Annotated in this window: 21 protein-coding genes; 15 read left to right on the top strand and 6 right to left on the bottom strand. The window is 67.8% G+C overall.

The window, feature by feature from the left end:
- Positions 1-68 precede the first annotated feature (68 nt).
- The 4 genes from G3M62_RS03215 to G3M62_RS03200 all read left to right on the top strand — a co-directional run bounded on the left by G3M62_RS03215 (position 69) and on the right by G3M62_RS03200 (position 7,015).
- Positions 69-3,890 (top strand): LamG-like jellyroll fold domain-containing protein, encoded by a 3,822-nt coding sequence (locus G3M62_RS03215; protein ID WP_246263454.1) that lies wholly within the window; start codon positions 69-71, stop codon positions 3,888-3,890.
- 181 nt (positions 3,891-4,071) lie between these two features.
- Positions 4,072-5,355 (top strand): HlyC/CorC family transporter, encoded by a 1,284-nt coding sequence (locus G3M62_RS03210; RefSeq protein WP_165191178.1) that lies wholly within the window; start codon positions 4,072-4,074, stop codon positions 5,353-5,355.
- A 181-nt stretch (positions 5,356-5,536) separates the two neighbouring features.
- A complete protein-coding gene (locus tag G3M62_RS03205) occupies positions 5,537-6,643 on the top strand; it encodes a sensor histidine kinase (protein WP_246263453.1) in 1,107 nt (368 codons plus the stop codon).
- A gap of 3 nt (positions 6,644-6,646) precedes the next feature.
- On the top strand, positions 6,647-7,015 hold the full coding sequence (locus G3M62_RS03200) for a response regulator (protein ID WP_165184675.1): 369 nt from the start codon (positions 6,647-6,649) through the stop codon (positions 7,013-7,015).
- 143 nt (positions 7,016-7,158) lie between these two features.
- Here G3M62_RS03200 and G3M62_RS03195 read toward each other — a convergent pair whose 3' ends face one another.
- Positions 7,159-7,944: a hypothetical protein gene (locus G3M62_RS03195; protein ID WP_165184673.1), complete on the bottom strand. Its 786-nt coding sequence runs from the start codon at positions 7,942-7,944 to the stop codon at positions 7,159-7,161.
- A 149-nt stretch (positions 7,945-8,093) separates the two neighbouring features.
- A complete protein-coding gene (locus tag G3M62_RS03190) occupies positions 8,094-11,141 on the bottom strand; it encodes a TonB-dependent receptor domain-containing protein (RefSeq protein WP_165184671.1) in 3,048 nt (1,015 codons plus the stop codon).
- Positions 11,142-11,470: 329 nt separating this feature from the next.
- On the opposite strand from G3M62_RS03190, the gene G3M62_RS03185 reads away from it, so the two are divergent.
- The gene (locus G3M62_RS03185) at positions 11,471-13,519 is read left to right on the top strand and encodes an alpha/beta hydrolase family protein (RefSeq protein ID WP_165184669.1); all 2,049 of its coding nucleotides are present in this window, start codon (positions 11,471-11,473) and stop codon (positions 13,517-13,519) included.
- Here the strand turns inward: G3M62_RS03185 and cdd are convergent.
- Positions 13,516-13,959 (bottom strand): cytidine deaminase, encoded by a 444-nt coding sequence (gene cdd / locus G3M62_RS03180; RefSeq protein WP_165184666.1) that lies wholly within the window; start codon positions 13,957-13,959, stop codon positions 13,516-13,518. The two genes, G3M62_RS03185 and cdd, sit on opposite strands and share 4 nt — an antisense overlap.
- A 105-nt stretch (positions 13,960-14,064) precedes the next feature.
- Entirely contained in the window at positions 14,065-14,337 is a 273-nt protein-coding gene (locus G3M62_RS03175; protein ID WP_165184665.1) for a BolA family protein, read from the bottom strand.
- A gap of 59 nt (positions 14,338-14,396) precedes the next feature.
- Between G3M62_RS03175 and G3M62_RS03170 the strand changes: the two genes are divergently transcribed.
- A complete protein-coding gene (locus tag G3M62_RS03170) occupies positions 14,397-15,053 on the top strand; it encodes a J domain-containing protein (RefSeq protein WP_165184662.1) in 657 nt (218 codons plus the stop codon).
- Between the two features lie 80 nt (positions 15,054-15,133).
- Here G3M62_RS03170 and G3M62_RS03165 read toward each other — a convergent pair whose 3' ends face one another.
- On the bottom strand, positions 15,134-15,907 hold the full coding sequence (locus G3M62_RS03165) for a phosphatase PAP2 family protein (RefSeq protein WP_165184661.1): 774 nt from the start codon (positions 15,905-15,907) through the stop codon (positions 15,134-15,136).
- Between the two features lie 197 nt (positions 15,908-16,104).
- Between G3M62_RS03165 and G3M62_RS03160 the strand changes: the two genes are divergently transcribed.
- From G3M62_RS03160 to G3M62_RS03145, 4 genes are all read left to right on the top strand, one after another.
- Positions 16,105-16,485, top strand: a complete 381-nt coding sequence (locus G3M62_RS03160; protein ID WP_165184658.1) for an RcnB family protein — start codon at positions 16,105-16,107, stop codon at positions 16,483-16,485.
- Between the two features lie 139 nt (positions 16,486-16,624).
- Positions 16,625-17,632 carry a cobaltochelatase subunit CobS gene (gene cobS / locus G3M62_RS03155; RefSeq protein ID WP_165184657.1) on the top strand — a complete coding sequence of 336 codons (1,008 nt, stop codon included), beginning with the start codon at positions 16,625-16,627 and terminating at the stop codon, positions 17,630-17,632.
- Between the two features lie 2 nt (positions 17,633-17,634).
- Entirely contained in the window at positions 17,635-18,333 is a 699-nt protein-coding gene (locus tag G3M62_RS03150; protein WP_165184654.1) for a hypothetical protein, read from the top strand.
- A gap of 92 nt (positions 18,334-18,425) precedes the next feature.
- Positions 18,426-18,674, top strand: coding sequence for a hypothetical protein (locus G3M62_RS03145; protein WP_165184652.1), 249 nt, complete (start codon positions 18,426-18,428; stop codon positions 18,672-18,674).
- A gap of 4 nt (positions 18,675-18,678) precedes the next feature.
- Here G3M62_RS03145 and G3M62_RS03140 read toward each other — a convergent pair whose 3' ends face one another.
- Entirely contained in the window at positions 18,679-18,927 is a 249-nt protein-coding gene (locus tag G3M62_RS03140) for a hypothetical protein (RefSeq protein WP_165184651.1), read from the bottom strand.
- Positions 18,928-19,107: 180 nt separating this feature from the next.
- Between G3M62_RS03140 and ychF the strand changes: the two genes are divergently transcribed.
- The 5 genes from ychF to G3M62_RS03115 all read left to right on the top strand — a co-directional run bounded on the left by ychF (position 19,108) and on the right by G3M62_RS03115 (position 23,233).
- Positions 19,108-20,208: a redox-regulated ATPase YchF gene (ychF, locus tag G3M62_RS03135; protein WP_165184649.1), complete on the top strand. Its 1,101-nt coding sequence runs from the start codon at positions 19,108-19,110 to the stop codon at positions 20,206-20,208.
- 63 nt (positions 20,209-20,271) lie between these two features.
- Entirely contained in the window at positions 20,272-20,952 is a 681-nt protein-coding gene (locus tag G3M62_RS03130; protein WP_165184647.1) for a dienelactone hydrolase family protein, read from the top strand.
- 74 nt (positions 20,953-21,026) lie between these two features.
- Entirely contained in the window at positions 21,027-21,725 is a 699-nt protein-coding gene (locus G3M62_RS03125; RefSeq protein WP_165184645.1) for a hypothetical protein, read from the top strand.
- The gene (locus tag G3M62_RS03120; RefSeq protein WP_165184644.1) at positions 21,725-22,408 is read left to right on the top strand and encodes a dienelactone hydrolase family protein; all 684 of its coding nucleotides are present in this window, start codon (positions 21,725-21,727) and stop codon (positions 22,406-22,408) included. Before G3M62_RS03125 ends, G3M62_RS03120 begins: the two co-directional genes overlap by 1 nt.
- A gap of 45 nt (positions 22,409-22,453) precedes the next feature.
- The gene (locus G3M62_RS03115; RefSeq protein WP_165184642.1) at positions 22,454-23,233 is read left to right on the top strand and encodes a hypothetical protein; all 780 of its coding nucleotides are present in this window, start codon (positions 22,454-22,456) and stop codon (positions 23,231-23,233) included.
- The last annotated feature ends 15 nt before the right edge of the window (positions 23,234-23,248 follow it).

Raw genomic sequence — 23,248 nt, 5'->3', positions numbered from 1 at the left:
CCTGCGCTAAACCTCCATGACACCGGTTACCAAAAGCCGGACGCCATTAGGCCTTGGGAGACGCGCGCGTGAAGAAGTCCCTGTTGTTCCTGGCTCCGGCTTTCTGGGCGCTGATCCAGGGCGCGGCCCTGGCCGCCCCGGCTCCGATGGTCAAAGAGCCCGCCCTGCTGTTCCACGTCTCGGGCGACAAGGGCCTCTCCGCCGACTACGCGGTGGGCGACGCCATTCCGAACTTCGCCGACAAGGTCACGGTCGTTCCGGCCGGCGAGGCCGGCAAGGGCCTGCACGCCGAGGACGACGGGGTGCTGTCGTGGAACGCGCCCGGCAATATCCAGGCCCAGCGCGGGACGCTGTCGTTCTTCTGGCGCTCGGGCTATCCGGTCGGGGTCGCGCCGTTCGTGATCTTCCGCGTCGGTTACGCCGATCACACCAGCTGGGACATGGCGTTCCTGCGCATCGACTGGAACGGCCACGGCTTCGACGCCTTCGTCACCGACAACGGCCTGGCCCGCACCCGCGTGTCGTTCAAGCTGGACAAGCCGCCGGCCGCCGACGCCTGGACCCACCTGGCCTTCACCTGGGACGAGACGAAGGGCGTGCAGCTGTTCGTCGACGGCAAGGCCGTGGCCAGGAAGGAGACCAAGGCGATCTACGACGCCGGTCTGGACCAGTTCGGCATCGCCGGCCGGGTGATCGCCCCGCACCAGGTACAGAGCCGCTACAACTTCCTGCGCGGCGGCGAGCTGGACGAGATCCGCGTCTACGACCAGGCGCTGGACGCGACCGCCGTGGCCGCCCTGGCGCGCAACGAAGCCCCGGCCGTCGCCGCCTCGAACCCCGGCCTGGACGATCCGGCCGCCCGCGCCGCCTGGCGCCTGCGCTACGGCTGGAACCGCCCCGGCGACCTGCCGCCCTATCTGGCCGCCCCGACCACCCGGGTGCGCAAGGTCGAGTTCACCGACGCCAAGGACATCAAGGAATGGATGTGGAAGGCCACCGACGGCATTTCCGAAACCACCTGGCCCGGCGTCTACAACCGCTCGCGCCTGCCTGGCCGTAACGACTATTTCCAGCTGCCGGATTGGAACGTCTATGTCGAGGGCGGCAAGGCCCTGAAGCTGTCCCTGCCCGACGAGCCGATCAACCAACTGGAGATCCAGGGCCCGGCCTATGGCGACCTCAGCTGGACCCCAGCCGGCGGTGGCGCGCCCGTCAAGCTCAGCCCGCGTCCCAAGGACCAGGGCCGTACGTTCTCGGCCTTGGCCCAGCCGCTGAAGGGCGGGACCCTGACCTTCACCAACGTCGCCCAGGAGACCCCGATCCAGGAGATCTGGGCCTATGACGTCGGCGCCGGCGAAGAGCCCAAGGGCAGCTTCAAGATGAACTACACGGTGCGGGTCGACGCCGCGCCGGACTATCTGAACCTGGCCGACCTGAACGCCTATGTCGCCGGCCGCTTCCCGGCGGGCGAGCGCGCCACGGTGGTGGCCCTGCCCGAGGGCGCGCCGGTCCGCAAGCGCGCCGCGCCGATCACCAAAGGCCTGCCGATCGTCCACGTGATGATCCCGTCGGGCTTCGGTGACGCCCCGGCCGCCCAGGCCCTGGCCCGCAACTGGGCCTATGGCTGGGAGAACGTTCGCGACGGCCTGGACGGGATCGCCATCGACCTGCCCGCCCTGCCGGTCGCGGCCGGCGCCAAGGACCCGGCCGCCCTCGTGCCGCTGAACATCCAGGTCAAGGATCCGATCTGGCCGGGCCGCAACATGATCGACGTCAGCGTCTCGGTGAAGCCGGGCGAGGCGCGCACCCTGTGGCTGGACTTGCGCGACCGCATCCTGACGCCGGATAGCCTGTACCTGACGATCGCCGCCGACAGCCCCGACTTCGGGCCCCAGGCGCTGGACGGGACCAAGATCCGCCTGGTGTTCAAGGACCGCGAGGCCGCCAAGGCCGAGCACGTGGCCGACCGCTTCAACCAGGTGAAGGACAACTGGGCCTTCCTGGTGGAGGAGCACACCACCTCCAAGCGTCAGGGCCTGTACCGCCGGCTCTACGCCGACATCTCCGACCTGCTGCGGGTGGATCCCGACAACCAGCTGGCCCGCGAATACTGGGGCGACATCACCTTCGGCAGCCAGGGCTGGCCCGCCTTCGACCAGCCCAAGGCCCCGGCCGGCACGCCCCTGTGGGCGTTCCGCCAGACGCAGGACCTAAAGCTGGTGACCCAGTTCGTCGACTGGTGGATCGACCAGCGCCAATCCGACTACGGCGACTTCGGCGGCGGCATCTCGGACGACACCGACCTGACCCAGCAATGGCCGGGCGTGGCCCTGATGGGCGTGCAGCCCGACAAGATCACCACCTCGCTCAACCGCCTGACCGACGCCGTCTACAAGAACGGCATGTTCACCGACGGCCTGTCGACCATCGTCACCGACGAGCTGCACGCCTACGAGGAGGGCATCAACGCCAACAGCGAGGCGCTGTACGTCGACTATGGCGATCCGCTAGCGGTGGAGCGGCTGTTCACCACGGTGAAGGCCCTGCCCCGTATCATCGACAAGAACCCGGCCGGCCACGTCCACTTCAACACCAACTGGTACAACGGCGCGATGTCGTACCGCGAAGGGCCGTGGGAGTGGCAGAAGCCCTATTCGTTCGGCGTGACGCACCCGGCTATCCTGATCGGCGGCTATAACGGCGACAAGACCGCCCGCGACTTGGTGATCGGCCTGGCCGACGGCTACCTGGCCCACGTGGCCAAGGACGGCTCGTACCCCAACGAGATCAACTGGCGCACCGACGCCGAGCGCGGCGGCACGGTGCTGCAGGGCTCGGGCGCGGACGGTCCGTTCCAGGTGTTCTGGACGGCCTGGCGCTGGACGCACGATCCCAAGTACCTGACGCCGATCCAGTGGCGGATGGGCAAGAACAGCCTCAAGTCGCTGAGCAACATCAACGACGACGCCGTGGCCATGCTGGGCCTGGGCGACAAGAACCGCGACACCGTGCTGAAGGCCGCGGCCAAGGGCGGCGGGGCCGAGCAGTACACCGCCTGGCGGCTGACCGGCGACAAGCGCTATCTGGAAAACCTCTACGCCGACGAGATCCAGTCGGCCTCGCAGCACATGTACATGCACACCGAGGGCCACTGGTGGTCCGACCGGGTCGAGATCCCCAGCGACATGCTGCAGCGCTCACGCCTGGGCGGCATCGCCAACAAGCGCGGCCAGATGCTGCCGGGCAACCTGGTCAGCTGGCGGTTCGGCAAGGGTCCGGTCGACGGCCGCGACGTGGCGATCCTGGTCGCCGACGGCCAGTTCGACCCGGCCGGCGCGACCCACTTCAAGGTGCTGGCCTACAACCTGTCGGACCAGCCAGTGACGGCGACCATGACCGGCTGGGGCGTCGCGCCCGGAACCTGGAGCGCCGTCCAGGGCGTGGATGGCGACGGCGACGACAAGATCGACGGCGCCGGTGAGAGCCGCTCGCTGGCCTTCGAGCGCAGCAAGTCGCTCGAGGTGGTCCTGGCCCCGCGCCAGACCACGGTGCTGGAGATGACTCGCACGGCGACCGGCGACGACCCGATGCTGCGCGCCGACCTCGGCGTCGGCCGCGGCGACGTCGTGGTGAAGGGCGGGACCGTCACGGTCACCGTGCACAGCCTGGGCGCCCAGGACGCCAAGCCCGCGCGGCTGGAGCTGGTGGACGCGGGCGGCAAGGTGCTGTCGACGGCCGCCATCCCGGCCCTGGCCGCGCCTCGGGACCTGCTGCCGAAGACAGCCAAGGTGTCGCTGAAGGCGCCGTCGGGAGCCAAGGGCCTGCGAGTGCGGATCGTGACAGATCAGCCGCAGATCACGGGGCTGAATGATGAGGTTGGGGTTCCGTAGGCCCATAGCCCCCCCCCGTGGGGGAGGCGATCGCGTAGCGATCGGTGGGGGAGTTTTAGGGTCGTCGATCCTGGATGAGGCCGTCGGCCTATCACTCCCCCCTCCGTCGGCTGCGCCGACACCTCCCCCACAGGGGGAGGACCTTGGGGGTCAGCCATCCCTGGCGTACAACCGCGCCATGATCCTGACCGCCATCCTGGGCCTGGCGCCCATCATCATCGTCCTGCTGGCCACCTCGGCGCTGTTCTCGGCCGCCGAGACGTCGCTGACCGCCGCCTCGCGGGCCCGCATGCACCAACTGGAGCGCGAGGGCGACCGGCCGGCCAAGCGGGTCAACAAGCTGCTCTCCGACCAGGAGACGATGATCGGGGCGGTGCTGCTGGGCAACAACCTGATCAACATCCTGGCCTCGGCCCTGACCACCCAGGTGCTGACCGCCGCCATCCCCGGCCCGTGGGGCGTGGCGGCCGCCACCGGGGTGATGACGGTGCTGGTCCTGGTGTTCGCCGAGGTGCTGCCCAAGACCCTGGCGATCCTGAAGTCCGACGACGTGGCCCGCTTCCTGTCGGGGCCGACCCTGCTGGTGGTCCGCCTGTTCGGGCCCATCATCTACGCCATCCAGTGGGTGGTGCGGCGCACCCTGCGGCTGTTCGGCGTCAAGCTGACCATGGAGGTCGACGTGCTGGCCGCCCACGAGGAGATCCGCGGCGCGGTCGAGTACCACCACTCCGAAGGCGGCGTCGAAAGCGGCGACCGGCGGATGCTGGGCGGGGTGCTGGACCTGTCGGACATGGACGTCTCGGAGATCATGGTCCATCGCAAGTCGATCACCCTGATCGACGCCGACTTGCCGATCCGCGACCTGGTGGCCGAGGCCCTGGAGGCCCAGCACACCCGCATCCCGCTCTATCGCGACAACCCCGACAACATCGTCGGCGTGCTGCACGCCCGCGACCTGCTGCGGGCCCTGGCCGCCGCCAACGGCGACATCGACGCCATCGACGTGGCCACGATCCAGCGCGAGCCGTGGTTCATTCCCGACACCACCAACCTCAAGGACCAGCTGAACGCCTTCCTCAAGCGCCGCAGCCACTTCGCCCTGGTGGTCGACGAATATGGCGCGCTGCAAGGCCTGGTGACCCTGGAGGACATCCTTGAGGAGATCGTCGGCGAGATCGAGGACGAGCACGACACCAAGGTCGAGGGGCTTCGTCCGCAAGCGGATGGTTCAGTGCATGTCGACGGCCACGTCACCGTGCGCGACCTGAACCGCGCCATGGACTGGCGACTGCCCGAGGGCGAGGCGGTGACCATCGCCGGCCTGGTGATCCACGAGGCCCAGACCATTCCCGAACCCGGCCAGATCTTCATCTTCCACCACCACCGCTTCCAGGTGTTGCGTCGCCAGCGCAACCAGGTCACCGGCTTGCGGATCAGCGGGCGGCTGGACGAGAGCGTTCGCTGATCAAGGCGGTTCGTCGCCTACCCGACGCAACCGCTTGATTTCGAGCGATTTCCGCGCTGATTTGGTTTGAGGCGCGCCGCTCTCGGGCGCAGGATGGTCGACGGGGGAACCATCACCGTAGCGGGGCGTTTGTGACCGCACCCGGGAGAACGGGCGACAGGGGCGAGTGGGGGTGAGAAGTTTGGCCAAGGCGACGAGTCGCGCCGAGGAGGACGAGGTCGATGACCTCGCCATGCGCCTCGCCGTGGCTGAACGCGCCCTGACCGAGGAAATCGGTCGCTCGCGCGCCCTGCGTGACACCGAGGAGCGCCTGAAGTTCGCGCTGGACTCCGGCCGGCTGGGCTCGTGGGAGCTGGACGTCGAGACCCGCGACTACCTGGCGTCCGATATCTGCAAGGCCAATTACGGTCGCGCGCCCGACGACGACTTCGGATTCGCCGATCTGGTGGCCTCGGTCTATCCGGGCGACCGCCAGCGGATGACCACCGCCATCGAGGACGCCATCCGCCACGGCTCGGAATACGACATCGAATACCGCGTGCGCACGCCGGCCGGCGACACCCGCTGGGTGCACGCCCGGGGCCGCGCCGCCCAGACCGCCGACCACGGCGGGGCCCGGCGCATGGCGGGGGTGTCGCTGGACGTCACCGAGCGCAAGCGGGCCGAGGAGCGCCAGAAGCTGCTGGTCAACGAGCTGAACCACCGGGTGAAGAACACCCTGGTCTCGGTGCAGTCGATCGCCACCCAGACCCTGCGCACCACCGACACGCCGGAAGCCTTCCGCGACGCCTTCGAGGGCCGGATCATGGCCCTGTCGCACACCCACGACCTGCTGACCGAGCAGAACTGGGAAGGCGCCAGCCTGCGCGAGATCTTCGATTTCGAGCTGGAGGCCTTCGCGGCCCGCGACCGTATCGGCTTCGACTACGCTCGCGACCTGCAACTGAGCCCCAAGGCCACCGTGGCCCTGGGCATGGCGATCCACGAACTGGCGACCAACGCGCTGAAATACGGCGCCCTATCGGTTCCCGGCGGCGCGGTGAGCGTGGTCTGGACGGTCGAGCCGTCCACCGATCCCGCTGACGCCGACCCCGTCGACGAGAGCCTGCGCCTGACCTGGACCGAGCGGGGCGGCCCGTCCGTCACGCCGCCGACGCGTCGCGGATTTGGCGCACGTCTTCTCGAAAAGGGCCTGGCGGGCGAACTGTCCGCCCAGGTCAACCTAGCCTATGATAGCCTTGGCCTCGTGTGCACCATGAGGTTGCCGATCCGTGCTCTGGAGCCCTGAACAATGAAGACCCTCGCCGCCCTTAAGGTTCTGGTGGTCGAAGACGAGGCGCTGGTCTCCATGTTGGTGGAAGACATGCTCAGCGACCTCGGCTGCGTCGTCGTGGGCCCCGCCGCCGAGCTTGAAGAGGCCTTGCGCCTGGCCGGCAGCGCCGACATCGACGCCGCTCTGCTGGACGTCAATCTGGGCGGTCGCCCGATCTTCCCGGTCGCCGACGCCCTGAAGGAACGCGGCGTGCCGTTCGCCTTCGCCAGCGGCTATGGCGAGGCCGGCCTGTCGGAAGGCCACAAGGGCGCGACCGTGCTGCAGAAGCCGTTCCGCGAAGCCGACCTGCGCAAGGTGCTGGAAGGCCTGGCCGCGCAGGTGGTCTGAGGGCGGCTCAAATAGATGGTCATCCCGGACGAACCCTGGCGCAGCCAGGGTGAAGATCCGGGACCGCCGGAAGCGCCGAGTTCACGCGTCGGTCCAGGATCGGCGCGCTGCGCGCTTGTCCGGGATGACACCGTTGGTGGACGCTAAGCGTACCCCAACAACGCCCGCAGGCCCGGCGCGTGGAACTCGACCAGGCGCTTCTGGATGTCCGGCAAGACCTTGGGAAATTCCGCTGTCAGGTTGAGGTTCTCGCTGGCCGTGCGGCTTTCGCGGCGGTCGGCGCCGGCCTCGACCCGCTCGCGCCAGTCGGCCGGCAGGTCCAGCCCGCAGTCGCCCAGCAGCTTGGCGAAGAACGCCTCGGCCCGCCGCGAGCCCAGGTCGCCAATGGCCTCGACGATGTCCTCGTAGCGCACGATCGTCGCGTGCGTGCCCATCCAGGCCGCGGCGTTGTAGGTATAGATGTCCAGCAGGGTCGGAACGTGGCCGTTCACCCCCAGGATCATCATGTTCATGACGTCCTCGGGCGCGACCGCCCCGCCTTTGATGTGGTTCAGCGAGCCCTGGAACTCGTCGGACACGTAGAACCGCGCGCGGGCCAGCACCCAGTCGTGGGGGTCGCGGACCAGCACGATGTGGCGGACCTTGCGCAGCACGATCGTCGCCTCGTCCGAGAACAGCAGATGCCCCCAGCTGAGGAACGGCTTGTCGGGCGAGAACGCCGCGAGGCTGCGGCGCAGCAGGGCGTGCTGGATATATTCGCCGGGCCACTGCTGCTCCTGGACCACGAACATCCGCAGGATGTTGCGCAGCAGGTGGGTTCCGGCCTTGGGAACGCTGTTGAGCAGCACCGGCTGGCGCAGCGTGGCCCGGTCGAAGCGGGCGCCCACGGCGTCGAGATTGTCCGGCTTTCCACGGATGACGGCGTTCACGCGAAACCTGTCCTGTGACCTGGCCGCAGCGCCCCTGGAATGGAGGGGATGCGACCGCAAGAAAAAAGCGGCGGATCGCTCCGCCGCTCGAAACCTAGCGCTTGGCGAGGGACCGCGAAACGCCTTTGGCGTCCGCGGTCCCACCAGACCTAGAACTTGGCCGTCATCCGCACGAACAGGCGGCGACCAATGTAGTCGTACTGCGAGGACAGCACCGAACGGCCGACCGTGTTGTACTTGCCCTGCTGCAGGGTGACCTGGGGCGGATCTTCGCCGAACAGGTTGGCCACGCCGCCCATCAGCGTCCAGTTGTCGAATTTCTTCAGCAGCGAGATGTTGTGGTAGGCGGTGAACTCGGTGTGGATCTTGTAGAAGGTCGTGCCGGCCGTGTTCTGATCCGCCTCGGTCTCGGCGTCGGACGCCTTGCCGATCATGTCCACGCCCCAGTAGCCGGTCCAGTCGCCCTTCTCGAGAGTGAAGGTCAGTTGACCGGTCCAGTCCGGATCGCCCACGAAGCCGTTGGTGTCGACCACGGTGTCGGCGAACAGGGCCGTGGTGTCCTTCAACTGCCAGGTCGATTGCAGCTCGACCGACAGCTTGGTGTCCCAAGGCATGTCGCGCGAGTAGTTGACCGTCAGGTCGATGGCGCGGTTCTTCTGTTCGGCGATGTTCAGGTAGTTGTCGGTGACCGTGGTAATCAGGTGCGACGGACCGCGCGCGAACAGCGAGCACAGCTGGTCGGTCGGGAACGTGGTCGACTTGTAGCAGCCGGCGATGATCCGGTCCGCGCCCAGCTGGGTGATTTCGTTGTTCACCTTGATCTCGGTGTAGTCCAGCGCGACGTTCAGGTCGGCGAAGCTGGGCGTCCAGATCAGGCCGTAGGTCATCGCGTCCGAGGTTTCGGCCTTCAGCGAGCCCGCGCCACCGCCAGACGTGACGGTCGCCTGGGCGCCGCCGCCGGTATAGGCGGGCGGAATGCCGTCGGCGGCGCAGTTGTCGGCGACCCGCTGGGTGATGTTGCCGGCGGCCAGGTTCGATTGCCAGCGGATGCAGGGATCGATCGTGCGCTGATCGAAGAAGCCCGTCTCGGCGTTCTTGTAGAGCTCGAACAGGGCCGGAGCCCGGAACGAGGTGCCCTTGGTGGCCCGCAGGCGCAGCGAGGAGATCAGCTGCCAGTTCAGGCCGACCTTGTAGGTTTCGTCGCTGCCATAGGAGTCGACGTCGGTGTAGCGGCCCGACAGCGACAGGTCGACCTTCTGGGCGAACGGCAGATCCTTGAAGATCGGCACGCTCAGTTCGCCGTAGATTTCCTTGGTCTTGTCCTTGCCGGCGGTGATGCCCGAGGTCGAGGCGCCCCAGATGTTGCCCGCCAGGGTGATGGCGCCGGGGGTGTCGTTGATCTCGTCGTGACGATAGGCTGCGCCGAAGGCGGCGCCGACCGGGCCGGCCGGCAGCGTGAACAGGTTGCCCGAGACCGAGCCTTCGACCGAGAACTGCTTGTAGATGGTCCGGCCCGTTTCGGTGTCGAACAGGAAGGCCTTCTCGGCGTCGGTGTACTTGCCGGCCAGGAAGTCGGCCGACATCCAGTTCACGTCGACGCAGTCGCGGTTGCTGATCGGCGTCTTGTAGCCGACGCACGAGGCGGTCGGACGCGGGATCGAGTTGGGCTTGCCCAGACCGTAGCCCCAGGTGTCGGGATCCGCCGGGTCAGCGGCGTCCACCCGCCCGTCGGCGCTGTTGACGGCGTCGGCCAGCAGCACGTCCTGCGAGTATTCGCCCTTGGAGTGGCTGTATTGGGCGAAGATGTCCCAGTCCCAGCCCTTCAGGAACTCGGCCCCACCGAAGTCGCCGCGCAGGCCGCCGACATAGCGTTGATAATCGACCTTCTGGCCCGAACGGCTGAGGTTGGTGACCGGGGTCGGGCTGAGCACGAAGTCGCCGGTGAAGCCGGCGCTGAAGGGGTCGCCGAGATCCTCGGTGTAGAGATAGGTCCAGAACTGGCGATAGCCGTTGGTCTTGGTGGCCCGGCGGTTCAACAGCACTTCGCCATAGGCTTCGACGCTGCTGTTGATCTCGAACGCGCCCTGGGCGTAGACCGTGTTGCGCTCGGTGCGCGGCGTCAGTGACGCGGCCAGGTTGAACGGGCTGTTATAGTCGAGCACGCCCATGTCGGGATTGGCCGGATCGAGGCTGTCGCCGACGATGAAGAAGCCCGGGGGCAGGCCGGGATAGGTCGCGCCGTCGACCGGGCTGGTCGGCGTTTGCGGAATGAATTGTCCGAGCGTGCCGGAATAGTCGTACTGGATCTTGCCGTTCCGGCCGTCGAAGTCCGGCAGGCCGTAAAGCCAGACCTGATCGTACAGCAGGTCACGGCACTGGGTCTTGCCCGTGCGCGGATCGATCGTGTCCTTGCGCTTGCCTTGAGCGTCGAAGATGTAGGACTGGCCGCAGTTGGTGTACTTGCGCTGGCCGTTCGATTGTTCCTGCTTCTTGTAGTAGTCGTAGGTGATGTTGAAGAAGCCGCGCGAGAAGGTTTTACCCCAGTTGGCGCTGGCGTGATATTCCTCGCCGCCCTTGTCCTGCGGCTGGGTGACGAACATGTCGAGATTGACGCCGTCGGTGTCGCGCTTGGTGATGATGTTGACCACGCCGGCCACGGCGTCCGAGCCGTAGATCGACGAGGCGCCGTCCTTCAGGATTTCGACGCGGTCGATCGCCGACAGCGGCAGGACGTTCAGGTCGAAGGCGGACACGCCGCCGCGCACGCCGGCCGGACCGGCGCGACGGCCGTTCAGCAGCACCAGGGTGCGGTTGGCGCCAAGGCCCCGCAGCGAAATGGTTTCCGAACCGGGGCCGCCGTCGGTGACGAAGGCGCTGGAGATCGCCGAGGTGATCTGCGACGAGCCCGAGGCGATCGTCGAGGACTGCAGCAGGGCCGCCGTGCTCGAGATGCCGGCCATCTGGCCCTTGTCGGCCGAGATCACCTGGATGGGATCGGGGCTGGTGAATTCATTACGCTTGATGCGCGAGCCGGTGACGACGAGGGCTTCCACCTCGGTATCGGCGGGCGGTTTGGCCTCGCTCGCGGTGGAGACCGCTTGCTGCGCCAGGGCCACGGCGGGCGCGCCGAGGGCGGCCGCGACGGCCATGCCGGCGAGCACGGTCGTGTTGAACAGATAGTTCCGGCTGATAACCATGAAATTGGGTCCCCATAACCACGACTTTTGTGGGCCGCCGGTCCCCTCAGACCGCCGGTATGCGATAGTCTGATCATGCGTTGATCAGGGCGCGCAACATTAGTGACGTCGTTTTGTCGCATTTGCGCCAAAGTGTGTCGTTCAGCCCTCACTTTGGGCAAAACCCCTGCAAAGCCGGCCCTTTTCGACGAGAAAGAACATCGTTCGCCCCCTTTCTGGCTGAAACAATGCTCGCTAAGGTCGTTTTTCGGCGTCGGAAGGCGTCTTCGTGGGCGCTCTTGAGGGGGCGTTCGTCCTGCGGCGTATTCGTTTTGGGGCAATAGCTACAGATGCCGATTTCGATGGTTGGCGGCCTGCGCGTCATGGCCGCGATGTTCCTGCTGGCGTTCTCGTTCGCGCCCCTCGCCGCCCGAGCCGGCGAGCCGCCGTCGGCCTTCGCGCTGGTCCGCGCGCCCGCGATCTCCGATGTCAGCATCGCCCCGGACGGCAAGCACCTGGTCGCCCTGACCTCGGCCGACGGCGACACGATCAACATTGCGGTGTGGAGCACCAGCGACCTGAGCAAACCGTCCGCGGTGATCGCCGCCGGCAAGGTCCGCATCTTGAGCGTACGCTTCCTGAAAAGCGACCGCCTGCTGATCGACACCGTCCAGACCTTCACCCAGGGCGACGATCGCGGGCACCTGCGCCGGTCCTTCGTGTCCGACCTGCAGGGCAAGGCCTGGACCAGCCTGCTGCCCGACCAGCAGGCCCGATCATCCCTCGACGATTACGCCGCCAAGTTCGACAACGCCTATCTGATCGACACCCTGCCGCAGGACCCCACGCACGTCATCGTCATGGACCTGCGCATGCGCTCGTCGGGCGACATCCTCAAGCTCGACCTCTACAGCGGCCAGACCAGCAAGGTGGAAAGCGCCTCGGAGAAGTTCTTCTCGTATCGCACCGACCTGACCGGCCAGATCCGGGCGCGCCAGTCGGCCGACTTCGAGGACGGCAAGCTCTATATCGCCCAATGGTTCAAGGACCCGGCGACTGGCCAGTGGAGCGAGCACTATCGCAACTACGCCAAGGACCGCGAGAACATGGACGTGGTCGGCTTCTCCACCGATCCGAACATCGTCTTCGTCCGCTCGTCCAAGGGCCGCGACAAGGCCGGGATCTACGAATACGACCTCAAGCAGCGCAAGATCACCGAGCCCTTGTTCGAGCATAAGGTGTTCGACGCCGACCGGGTGGTGATCGACCACACGCCGGCGCGGCTGGGGCAGATCCTGGGCTTCACCTATCTGGGCCCCAGCGGCGCGATCTACTGGGCCGACGACAAGCTGGCCGCCCTCGACAAGGGCGTGCGCGCCGCGCTGGGGATTCAGACGGCCACCCTGGCGTGGACCGACCCGGGGACCAACGCCCAGGTCAAGATCGGCGTGCCGACCGGCGCCAATGTCGGGGTGATCTCGCGCTCGGACGACCTGAAGACCGTGATCGTCGAAAAGAGCGGCCCGCGTCAGCCGTCCGAGTTCTACATGCTGACCGATTCGGGCCAGCTGACCTTGCTCGGCAAGGCCTATCCGGACCTGGACCTGAGCGTCCTGGGCGACACCACCCTGGTCGAATACACCGCGCGCGACGGCCTGGTGATCCCCGCCTTCCTGACCAAGCCGCCGGCCGGCAAGTTCGGGCCCGGGCCCTACCCCGCCCTGATCGCCCCGCACGGCGGTCCCTGGGCGCGCGACGATCTGGCCTGGGATCCGGCCGGCTGGAACCAGTATTTCGCCAGCCGCGGCTACGCCGTGCTGCAGCCGCAGTTCCGGGGTTCCGAGGGCTGGGGCCAGAAGCTCTGGCGGGCCGGTGACGGCGAGTGGGGCCAGAAGATGCAGGACGACAAGGACGACGGCGCCAAGTGGCTGATCGACCAGAAGATCGCCGCGCCCGACCGCATCGCCATGTTCGGCTATTCCTACGGCGGCTACGCGGCCCTGGTCGCCGCCATCCGCCCCAACGGCCTCTATCAGTGCGCGGTCTCGGGCGCGCCGGGCTCGCTGGCCAGCTTCAAGCGCCAGACCTTCAACAACCGCATGCTGCGCGAACTGCAACGTCCGACCGTCGAGGGCCTGGACGCCGTGGCCCACGCCAGCGAGGTCAAGATCCCGCTGTTGCTCTATCGCGGCGATCGCGACGCCAACAAGGCGGTGTCCGACGGCGGCGAACTCAAGGACGTGGCCGCCGACATCAAGGCGGCGGGCAAGCCCTATCGGATGTTCGAGATCAAGGACATGGGCCACACCTACGACACCTGGACCCCGGCCATGGCGGTGCGGCAGCTGACCGAGATCGACAGCTTCCTGACCAAGGAATGCGGTCCGGGCGGCCTCTAGGCCAGGTCGCGGGGTCCGAACGAGTCGGGCAGCAGGCTCCAGAACGGCGTGCGCCGCGTGGGCTTGCCGCCCTGGACCGAGACGATCTCGCAGGTGTCGGTCGCGAATTCGGCGATGCGCTGGCGGCAGGCGCCGCAGGGCTGGACCACGGCGTCGGAGCCCGCCGCGATCAGCACCTTGGCGATGCCCCACCCGCCGGCGGTGACCATAGCCCCGATCGCGGTCTGCTCGGCGCAGGTGCCGGACGGATAGGCCGCGTTCTCGACATTGACCCCCAGGTGGGCGCGGCCGTCCGCGTCGATCACGGCGGCGGCGACCGTGAAATTCGAATAGCGGGCGTAGGATCGCGCCAGCAGGGCCGGCAAGGCCGCCGCCAGGGCGGCCTCGCTATCGGCGTCCAGGAAGATCGGAATCGGGGTGGAAGTCTCGGTTGCGCTCATGCCGGCCTCTTTCGCCGGCGGAACCTGCCTCGTTGCAGGGTCGCGCCGGGCGGAGAGGCAATCAGTCGCGGGGCCCGCTTGCAAGCCCGATTTCACGGGCGAGGGTCAAGCTTCTCCCGGCGCCTTGGCGACGATCGACAGGGCGTGCACGGGGCCCGCCATTTCCTCGGCCAGGGCCTGGAAAATCAGTCGCTGGCGAGCCACCCGGGCCTTGCCGACAAAGGCCTGGGCCTCGATCAGCAGGTTGAAATGACTCTCGCCGCCCTCGCGGTGTCCGGCGTGGCCGTGATGGCGGTGGCTATCGTCGACGATTTCCAGCCTCGTGGGCGAAAAAGCGGTGGTTAGTTTGGCGGCGATGGCATCGGCGACGGCGCCCATGATGGCTTCCTTGCATGTCAATCCTTGAACGGAAATAGCTGCGGCTTACTCTAAGCGCCATGAGCGCTGACTTCGAATATCGCCCCAAATTTTTCGACATCCGTGTCCGCCCCCCGAAATCGCCGGAGGAGGCGGCTCGGGAGAACGACGTCTACGCCCTGAAACCGGGCGAAGTGCGATGCGATCACCCCGAGTGTCGAGCGGCCGCCACGGCCAAGGCGCCCAAGTCGCGCGACATGCCGGGGGCCTATTACAACTTCTGCCAGCGCCACGCGGCCGAGTACAACAAGAACTGGAACTTCTACGCCGGCATGAGCGAGGGTCAGATCCGCGCCGCGCAGGAAAAAGAGAAGATGACCGGCGGCCGCCCGACCTGGTCGATGAAGGCCGACGCCAATTCTCGCGAGGCCGCCGCCGCCGCCGCGCGCGACGCCCGTCACGTCAACGACCCGTTCGGCCTGTTCCGCGCCCAGCAGCGCAAGGCCGAGGCGGCCGCCTCCGCGGCCGGCCGTAACCTGGGCAAGCTGGAACGCCAGGCCCTGGCCGACCTGGACCTGGAAGCCGGCGCCGACGGCGCGGCGATCCGCGCCGCCTACAAGGACCTGCTCAAGCGCTGCCACCCCGACATGAACGGCGGCGACCGCAGCGCCGAGCACAAGCTCCAGCGGGTGATCAAGGCGTACAAGACCCTGCAGAAGTCGGGACTGGCGAAGTAGGCGCCCCTCCCCCTATGGGGGGAGGCGGCCCGAAGGGCCGGTGGGGGAGTGGCTATGAAGGCTATGCGGCTCCCCCCGGGCTAACCCGTAAAACTCCCCCCTCCGTCGGCTCCGCCGACACCTCCCCCATTGGGGGAGGGCCTGAATTTCCGCTCCCACGCCCAGGCCGCCATCCAGCAGGCCATGGCCCAGGCCGCGCCCAGGCTCCAGCCGCCCAGGACGTCGCTGGTCCAGTGGACGCCCAGATAGATCCGCGACAGGCCGACCAGCACGCTGAGCAGGACGCCGGACGACAGGGCCAGGGCCTTGATCCGGCGACGGTCCGAGAACCGGGCCGCCAGCGCGCCCAGCGTCAGGAACACCACGGCCGACAACATGGCGTGGCCGGACGGAAAGCTGGGATTGGCCGCTTCGACCGCGCGGTAGGCCAGGTCCGGCCGCTCGCGCCCGAACAGCTGCTTTAGGCTCTGGCTGATCGCCACCCCGCCGCCCGCCCCGGCCAGCACCACCAGCGCCTCGCTCCAGCGGCGCAGGCTGGCCAGGAACACCACGGCCAACAGCACGATCAGGCCCAGCACCGTGATCGACCCCAGGGCCGTGATGTCGGTGGCGGCGACATGCAGCCACTTGGGTCCGATCAGGCTGTTGGGATCACCCGGTAGCCGCAGCGCCTTCAGCACCGCCAGGTCGAAGGCCCCGGTGTCGCCTTCGGCCACCTCCTCCGACACGTGCAGGAAGGCCAGCAGGCCGCCGGCGACCACCATCAGCGCGGCGACCGCGCCCAGCTCGCTCCGCGCGGCGGCGAGCAGCCGGGGCAGATCCCGGCGAGGTCGAAAATAGGAAAACGGCGTCATGTGCAAATGAACGCGCAAAAATCGATTTCGCGCCGATCCAGTATTCCCAGGCGCAGTGAAATGTTTCGCACCTGAAACAAGATGAACCAAACCTGACTAGCGCCGTTCATGTCCGGTCCAAACCACTCTCGCTAGTGTCGGATTATCGAAGAGGTTCGGCAGTGTCGGACTGCCACACAACAGGAAAGGACCTCGTTATGAAGCGTCTGATCATTACCACCCTCGCAGCCACCCTGCTGGCCGGTACGGCCTTGTCGGGCACGGCCATGGCCGCGGGCCAACGCTATGACGACCACGGTCGCTACGACCAACGTCACGACAACCGCCACGATAATCGCCACGACAGCCGCTATGATCGTCGTGACCATCGCGACGACCGCCGCGATCACCGTCGCTGGGAACGCGGCCAACGCCTGGACGCCCGCTATCGCGACAACCGCTACTATGTGAGCGACTATCGCGCCCGCGGCCTTCGCGCCCCGCCCCGCGGTTATCGCTGGCAGCGCGTGGACGACAGCTACGTCCTGGCCGCCGTCGCGACCGGCCTGATCGCCTCGGTGATCATCGCCAACCACTAAGGTTCTTCCATAGAGCCTCATCGAGCGCCCTGGGCAGTTTCCCTGCCCAGGGCGTTTGCGTGTGGCGTTTGCTTTTTTCGGACCAGAAACGGGCCTCGCCCCTTCCCCTCCCCCGGGTCAAGGCGGTAATCGAAAAGGCATGCCCGACCTGACCGACGCCCACGCCGCCGATCCCCTGATCACCCTGGCCCCCGACAAGTGGGTCACGCTTCGTGACGCGTTCGGCGTCGACAGCGACATGAAGGTCCCCGCCTTCAGCCACAGGGACAGCCACGTCCCCGAGATCGACCTGGCCTACAAGTTCGACCCGCAGACGACCAAGGCCATCTGCGCGGGCTTCGCCAACGATCGCCGGGTGATGGTCCAGGGCTATCACGGCACCGGCAAGTCGACCCACATCGAGCAGATCGCCGCCCGGCTGAACTGGCCTCTGGTGCGGGTGAACCTCGACAGCCACGTCAGCCGCATCGACCTGGTCGGCAAGGACGCCATCGTCCTGAAGGAAGGCAAGCAGGTCACCGAGTTCCGTGAAGGCATCCTGCCCTGGGCTCTGCAGCGCCCGATCGCCCTGGTGTTCGACGAATACGACGCCGGCCGTCCTGACGTGATGTTCGTCATCCAGCGCGTGCTGGAGGCCGGCGGCAAGCTGACCCTGCTCGACCAGAACCGGGTGATCCGCGCCAATCCGTATTTCCGGCTGTTCTCGACCACCAACACCATCGGTCTGGGCGACACCACGGGCCTCTATCACGGCACCCAGCAGATCAACCAAGGCCAGATGGACCGCTGGAGCATCGTCACGACGCTCAACTATCTGGAACACGACGTCGAGGCCGCCATCGTCCTGGCCAAGAACCCGTCCTACGACACCGCCGAGGGCAAGCGCACGATCGCCGCCATGGTCCGCGTCGCCGACATGACCCGCAACGCCTTCATGAACGGCGACATCTCCACCGTCATGAGCCCGCGCACAGTGATCACCTGGGCCCAGAACGCCGAGATCTTCGACAAGGACATCGGCCTGGCCTTCCGCCTGACCTTCCTGAACAAGTGCGACGAACTGGAACGGCCGACCGTGGCCGAGTTCTTCCAGCGAGCGTTCGGCAGCGATCTGCCCGAGAGCGCGGCGCGGGTGAAAGTGGCCTGAGGATGAAGTGGGCGGCGCTGCTTTCAGCCGCCTTCGTCGGACTGGGTCTGAGCCCGGCGTTGCCCAGCGCCGCCTGCACGCCTGCGCCCGGCTGGCCGTTCAAGGTTCAACTCGATCCGGCGACCATGGCCCGCACGCTAGTCGCCGCTGCGACCTCCGTCGACGTGGTCGTGGCCGAGGACATGACCGACGACTATGAGGTCGGAACCGACCCGCAGGTGTATGCGGCGGCCCGAGCGGCCCTCGCCACCGCCCCGGCGACAGCCGACATGACGCGAACGCCGCAAAGCTTTTCGGCCCTGCTGCGGGAAGAGTGGCGGGACGACGGGGCCCGGGTTCACTACCGCGTTGCCGAGCATCTGAAAGGCTCCGGCGCGGAGACCTTCGCGCTGAATGGCGCCCGGATGGATCTGGCGCCGTTGAAGCGCGTCTCGAAACCCCAGCCGCTGATGGCCCTGAAGTTTCGCCTGGAGTCCCGCGACCTTTCCGAGTGGGAGGGGTTCGGCTCGTGCATCACCGCCCTCTACAGCCAGGTCGGCAAGCGCTACCTGGTTTTCCGAGACGCCGACGGCCGACTGCTGCGCCAGCCTGTCGACGTCTTGTTCATGGGAAAGACAACCCCAGTGGGCGGTCCGGTCTATGCCGAAGTGTTCGGTCCTGACGATCCGTGGCTGATCGCCGTGCGCCAGGCGGCGCGCTGAGGATTTCAACCGCTCCGTTCAAGACTTCCCGCTTGGAACCATGCCCTTCCAGGCGCAGTTTCCCGACCTAGCCTTCAAACGGAGCCGCACCCATGACCGACATCACCTACATCATCGTCGAGCACGACGGCGGCTGGGCCTACAAGGTGGGCGCGGTGTTCTCCGAGACCTTCAAGACCCACGACGCGGCCCTGCACGCCGCCCAGCGCGCCGCCGGCGAACAGCGGGTGGCGGGCGAGGAGACCGGCATTTCCTACGAGGACGCCAAGGGCCAGTGGCACGACGAGCTGTCTGCCGGCGACGACCGTCCCACGACCCACGTGGTCGACAAGAAGGGCTGAGGCCCTACTCCGCCACGGCCCCGTACAGATCGCCGGGGTCGTGGCCGATCACCAGCAGGCGCACCTGACCATCCCAGACCTCGATCCGGGTGCAGCTGAGATGCTCGCCCAGCAGGTCGCGCGCCAGGAGCGCCGGATCCTCGTCGTCGCCCAGCACCCGCATGTCGAGGAACGGCGAACGGCCGTCCGCGGTCAGGCCGACGAAGGTGTAGGTCTGCCCCATGCGCGCCCGCCCCGGACGAAGAGCGACCACGACGGTCGCGCCTTCACGAATCCAACCCTAGCGCGACAACGCGGCCCTGTCCGTCCGCCGGTCGACGGTTCGTGCATTTTCACAGGCCCGATCGAAACCTGCCCCAGGGCGCCGCCGGGCAAGCGCGACTTCCCCGCCGATCCATGCTAAGCGCGCGCCAACGAAATTCATGAGAGTTCCATGGCCCTTAAAGTCGCCATCGTCGGCCTGCCCAATGTCGGCAAGTCCACCCTGTTCAACGCCCTGACCCAGACGGCGTCGGCCCAGGCCGCCAACTATCCGTTCTGCACGATCGAGCCCAACACCGGCGAAGTGGCCGTGCCCGAGCCGCGCCTGGACGCCCTGGCCAAGATCGCCGGCTCCAAGGAGATCATCCCGGCCCGGATCACCTTCGTGGACATCGCCGGCCTGGTGCGCGGCGCGTCGAAGGGCGAGGGCCTGGGCAACCAGTTCCTGGCCAACATCCGCGACTGCGACGCCGTGGCCTTCGTGGCCCGCTGCTTCGAGGACGGCGACATCGTCCACGTGGAAGGCCGCATCGACCCGATCAGCGATCTCGAGATCATCGAGATGGAGCTGATGCTGGCCGACCTGGAAAGCCTGGAAAAGCGCGTCCCCGCCCTGGAAAAGCGCGCCAAGGTCGGCGCCGACAAGGAAAGCGCCAACACCCTGCGTCTGGCGACCATCGCGCTGAACCTGCTGCGCGAAGGCCGCCCGGCCCGCGCCGCCAAGATCGACGCCGACGACGAAAAAGCCTGGCACATGCTGCAGCTGCTGACCTCGCTGCCGGCCCTCTATGTCTGCAATGTCGACGAAGGCAGCGCCGACAAGGGCAACAAGTTCAGCGACCTGGTGGCCGAACGCGCCGCCAAGGACAACGCCAAGAGCGTGGTCATCTCGGCCCAGATCGAGAGCGAGATCGCCCTGCTCGACGCCGAGGAACGCGCCGAGTTCCTGGAGACCCTGGGGCTGGAAGAGCCGGGCCTGAACCGCCTGATCCGCGAGGCCTACAGCCTGCTGGACCTGCAGACCTATTTCACGGTCGGCCCCAAGGAAGCCCGCGCCTGGACCATCCACGTGGGCGACACCGGCCCGCAAGCGGCCGGCGTCATCCACACCGACTTCGAGAAGGGCTACATCCGCGCCGAAACCATCGCCTTCGAGGACTTCGTCAAGCTGGGCGGCGAAAACGGCGCCAAGGAAGCCGGCAAGATGCGGGCCGAAGGCAAGGACTACGTCGTCAAGGACGGCGACGTGATGCACTTCCGGTTCAACGTCTAGAACCACAGGCGGCCGGGCTCACCCCCGGCCGTTTTCGTATCCACCTCCTGTTTGAGCGTTCTCATGACCGACACCGTCACCCTCACCTCCGCCCTCGACGGCTTCGACTTCACCGCCGCCCACGCCCTGCCTCGGGGCGAGCGCAAGGGCGGGATCGTGGTGGTGCAGGAGATCTTCGGCCTTGATCAATACGTCCACGCCGACGTCGAGCGCTGGTCAGCCCTGGGCTTCGAAGTGCTGGCCCCGTCGATCTTCGACCGCGCCGAGCCTGGCTTCGTGGCCGAGCATGATCCGCAAGGCTTCCAGACGGGCGTCGGCTACGTGCAGAAGGTCGGCGTCGACGCCATGCTGTCGGACATCCAGGCCTGCATCGACCACCTCGCCCCGCGCGGCCCGGTGTTCGCGGTCGGCTACTGCCTGGGCGGTTCGCTGGTCTGGCTGGCGGCCGGCAAGCTGAAGGGCCTGGCGGCCGGCGCGGCCTATTACGGCAGCATGATCGCCGCCAACGCCGAAGCGCCGCTGAACGCCCCGGTGGTCGTCCACCTGGGCCGCAAGGACGGCCACATCCCGGCCGACGAGGTCAGCGCCAAGGTCAAGGCGGCTCACCCCGACGTCGCCGTCCACATCTACGAGAACAGCGGCCACGGCTTCAACAACGACGGCCGTCCCGACTCCGACCTCGACGACGCCAAGCTGGCGCGCCAGCGGTCGCTGGCCCTGTTCCAGGCCCACGGCGCGGGCTAACGCCTCGCTGGGGGCTTGCGGCCTTCGGCAAGGCGATACAACCTAGGGCGTAGCCATACCTGTCGGGGGTTTCCATGCATAAGATCGGCCGCCTGTTCGTCCTGACCGCCGCCTTGACGGCGTTCGTCGGGCCCGCGTTCGCCCAGATGGGGGTCGTGCCCCCGCCGCCGGCCGCGCGCTCGGGCACCCAGCAGTACAACATGACCGAGTACGGCTCGGTCAATCGGCCGACCGCGCGGCTGACCCCGCGCGAGTCCGGCAATCCGATGGTGGTGCGCTCGGCCGCCAAGGTCGCCGCCGATCTGCACGCCCCGTGCGACGTGATCGACGCCGCGCCGCTGTCGACCCGTCCCAGCAGCAAGCCGGAATACGAAATCGCCTGCAAGGACGCCCTGGGCTGGATCATCAGCCTCGGGACTAACGGCAAGCCGCTGCTCAACGACTGCGTGGCGCTGGACGCCGGCGCCCTGGCCGCGGGCAAGGCCTGGCCCAAGGGCATGGTCTGCTCGCTGCCCGGCAACGCCGCCCCTGTCGCCGGGCTGAAGCCGATCGCCGCCAAGGCCGCGCCCGGCTGCGCCCTGTCCGACGGCACGTTCCTGGGCGGCGGCGGCGACCCGCCGATCCTGCGCTACGAGATCGCCTGCAAGGACGGCAAGGGCTACATCGTCGACAGCCCCGCGCCGGGCTCTTCCGCGCCGCTGTCGTCGCTGACCTGCGACGAGGCCAAGGCGGCGGGCGTGGCCTGCACCCTGGCCGGCAAGAAGAAGGGCTGATGAGCGAGAGGATCACCTTGAACGCGGCCGACGGCTCGCCCGTCGCCGCCTATCACGCCCCGCCCGGCGAGGCGCGACGGGGCGGGCTGGTGATCCTGCACGCTATCTGGGGAGTGACGCCGCATATCCGCGCCCTCTCCGACAGCCTGGCCGAGCAGGGCTACGAGGTGATCGCCCCCAGCCTGCTGGACGACGCCGATACGCCCTTCCCGGTCGCCGACCTGGATCCACCGAACCTGGACGCCCGCATGGCCATGGGTCTGGCCAGTGGTTGGGGCGCGGCGGCCCTGCCGCGCGTGCAAGCGGCCATCGACGCGCTTTCGGACGCCGGCAAGGTCTTCGCCCTGGGCTTCTGCTTCGGCGGCACCACGGCCTGGCTGGCCTCGTCCCGCTGCACGGGTCTGACGGCCGTGTCGTGCTTCTACGGCGGCGACATCGCGGCTTATGTCGAGGAGCAGCCCAAGGTCCCGACCATCCTGCATTTCGGGCGCACCGACCCGATGATCCCGATGACCGACGTCGAGACGATCACCGCCGCCCATCCCGATCTGCCCGTCTGGCTGTACGACGCCGGCCACGCCTTCGTCGCGCCGAATGGTCGCCACGAGGACAGCGCGCGCCTGGCGATGCTGCGCACGCTGCAACTGTTCCAACGCGCGGGCGGAAGCCGGGGCGAGGCCTGATCTTTCGGCTTTCGCCCACGGACTAAATCTTGGCAGGATCGGCCCATGCGTCGCGTCGTTCCCTTGCTGATCCTGAGCCTGCTGGCGACGCGCGGCGGCCCCGCCATGGCTGAAGAGCGGGGGGCCGGCCAAACGGCCTGCTGGTTCGAGAACGGCGCGGTCGTCGCCCCAGCCGCGATAGGGGGGATCGCCGGCGACTATGTGATCGACCTGTCGGCGCCCCACACCCTGCTGCATGTCGACGTCGCCCAGGGCGCGGGTTTCACCGACACCGCCCTGACCCTGCCCGTGCGCGTGGCCGGCCGGAAGGTCGACGCCGCGCCGATCGCCGTCCAGAACCTCGATTACCGCGCCGTGGGCTTCTCGACGCCGATCATGGGGGTGATCGGGGCCGACATCCTGGGCCGCTACGGCCTGGCCCTGGACTTCTCGCCCTGCCGCCTGCGCCTGGAGCGCCCTGGACGGGTCCGTGGCGGCTGGAAGGGCGGCTTGCCTGTAACGATCGTCGGCGGGGTTCCCACGGTCCTGGCGGCGGCCTCCAATGGCCTCCATGGCATCTCCGGCCCCTTCGCCCTGGACACGGCCTCGGCCGGCGGCGTGCGGGCGCGCGGCGCCGCCGACGGACCGCGCCAGAAGCCGGTCGGAACCCTCAGCGGTCTGTCGCTGAACGGAGCCCTGCGCCAGGATCTGCCGGCCGTGGTGGCGGGCGACCTGCCCGCCGGCGTGGTCGGGGCGATCGGGGTTCGGGTGCTGGCCGGCTATCGCCTGCGCCTGGATCCCACGGCCCTGCGCCTGTGGCTGACGCCCATCCCTGCTGGTCGGTAAGCGCGCAAAGAAAAA

This window comes from Caulobacter soli, from assembly GCF_011045195.1.
Lineage (GTDB): Bacteria > Pseudomonadota > Alphaproteobacteria > Caulobacterales > Caulobacteraceae > Caulobacter > Caulobacter soli.
The sequence above is the reverse complement of the archived record's forward strand: the minus strand, read 5'-3'. Positions and strand labels throughout refer to the sequence as shown.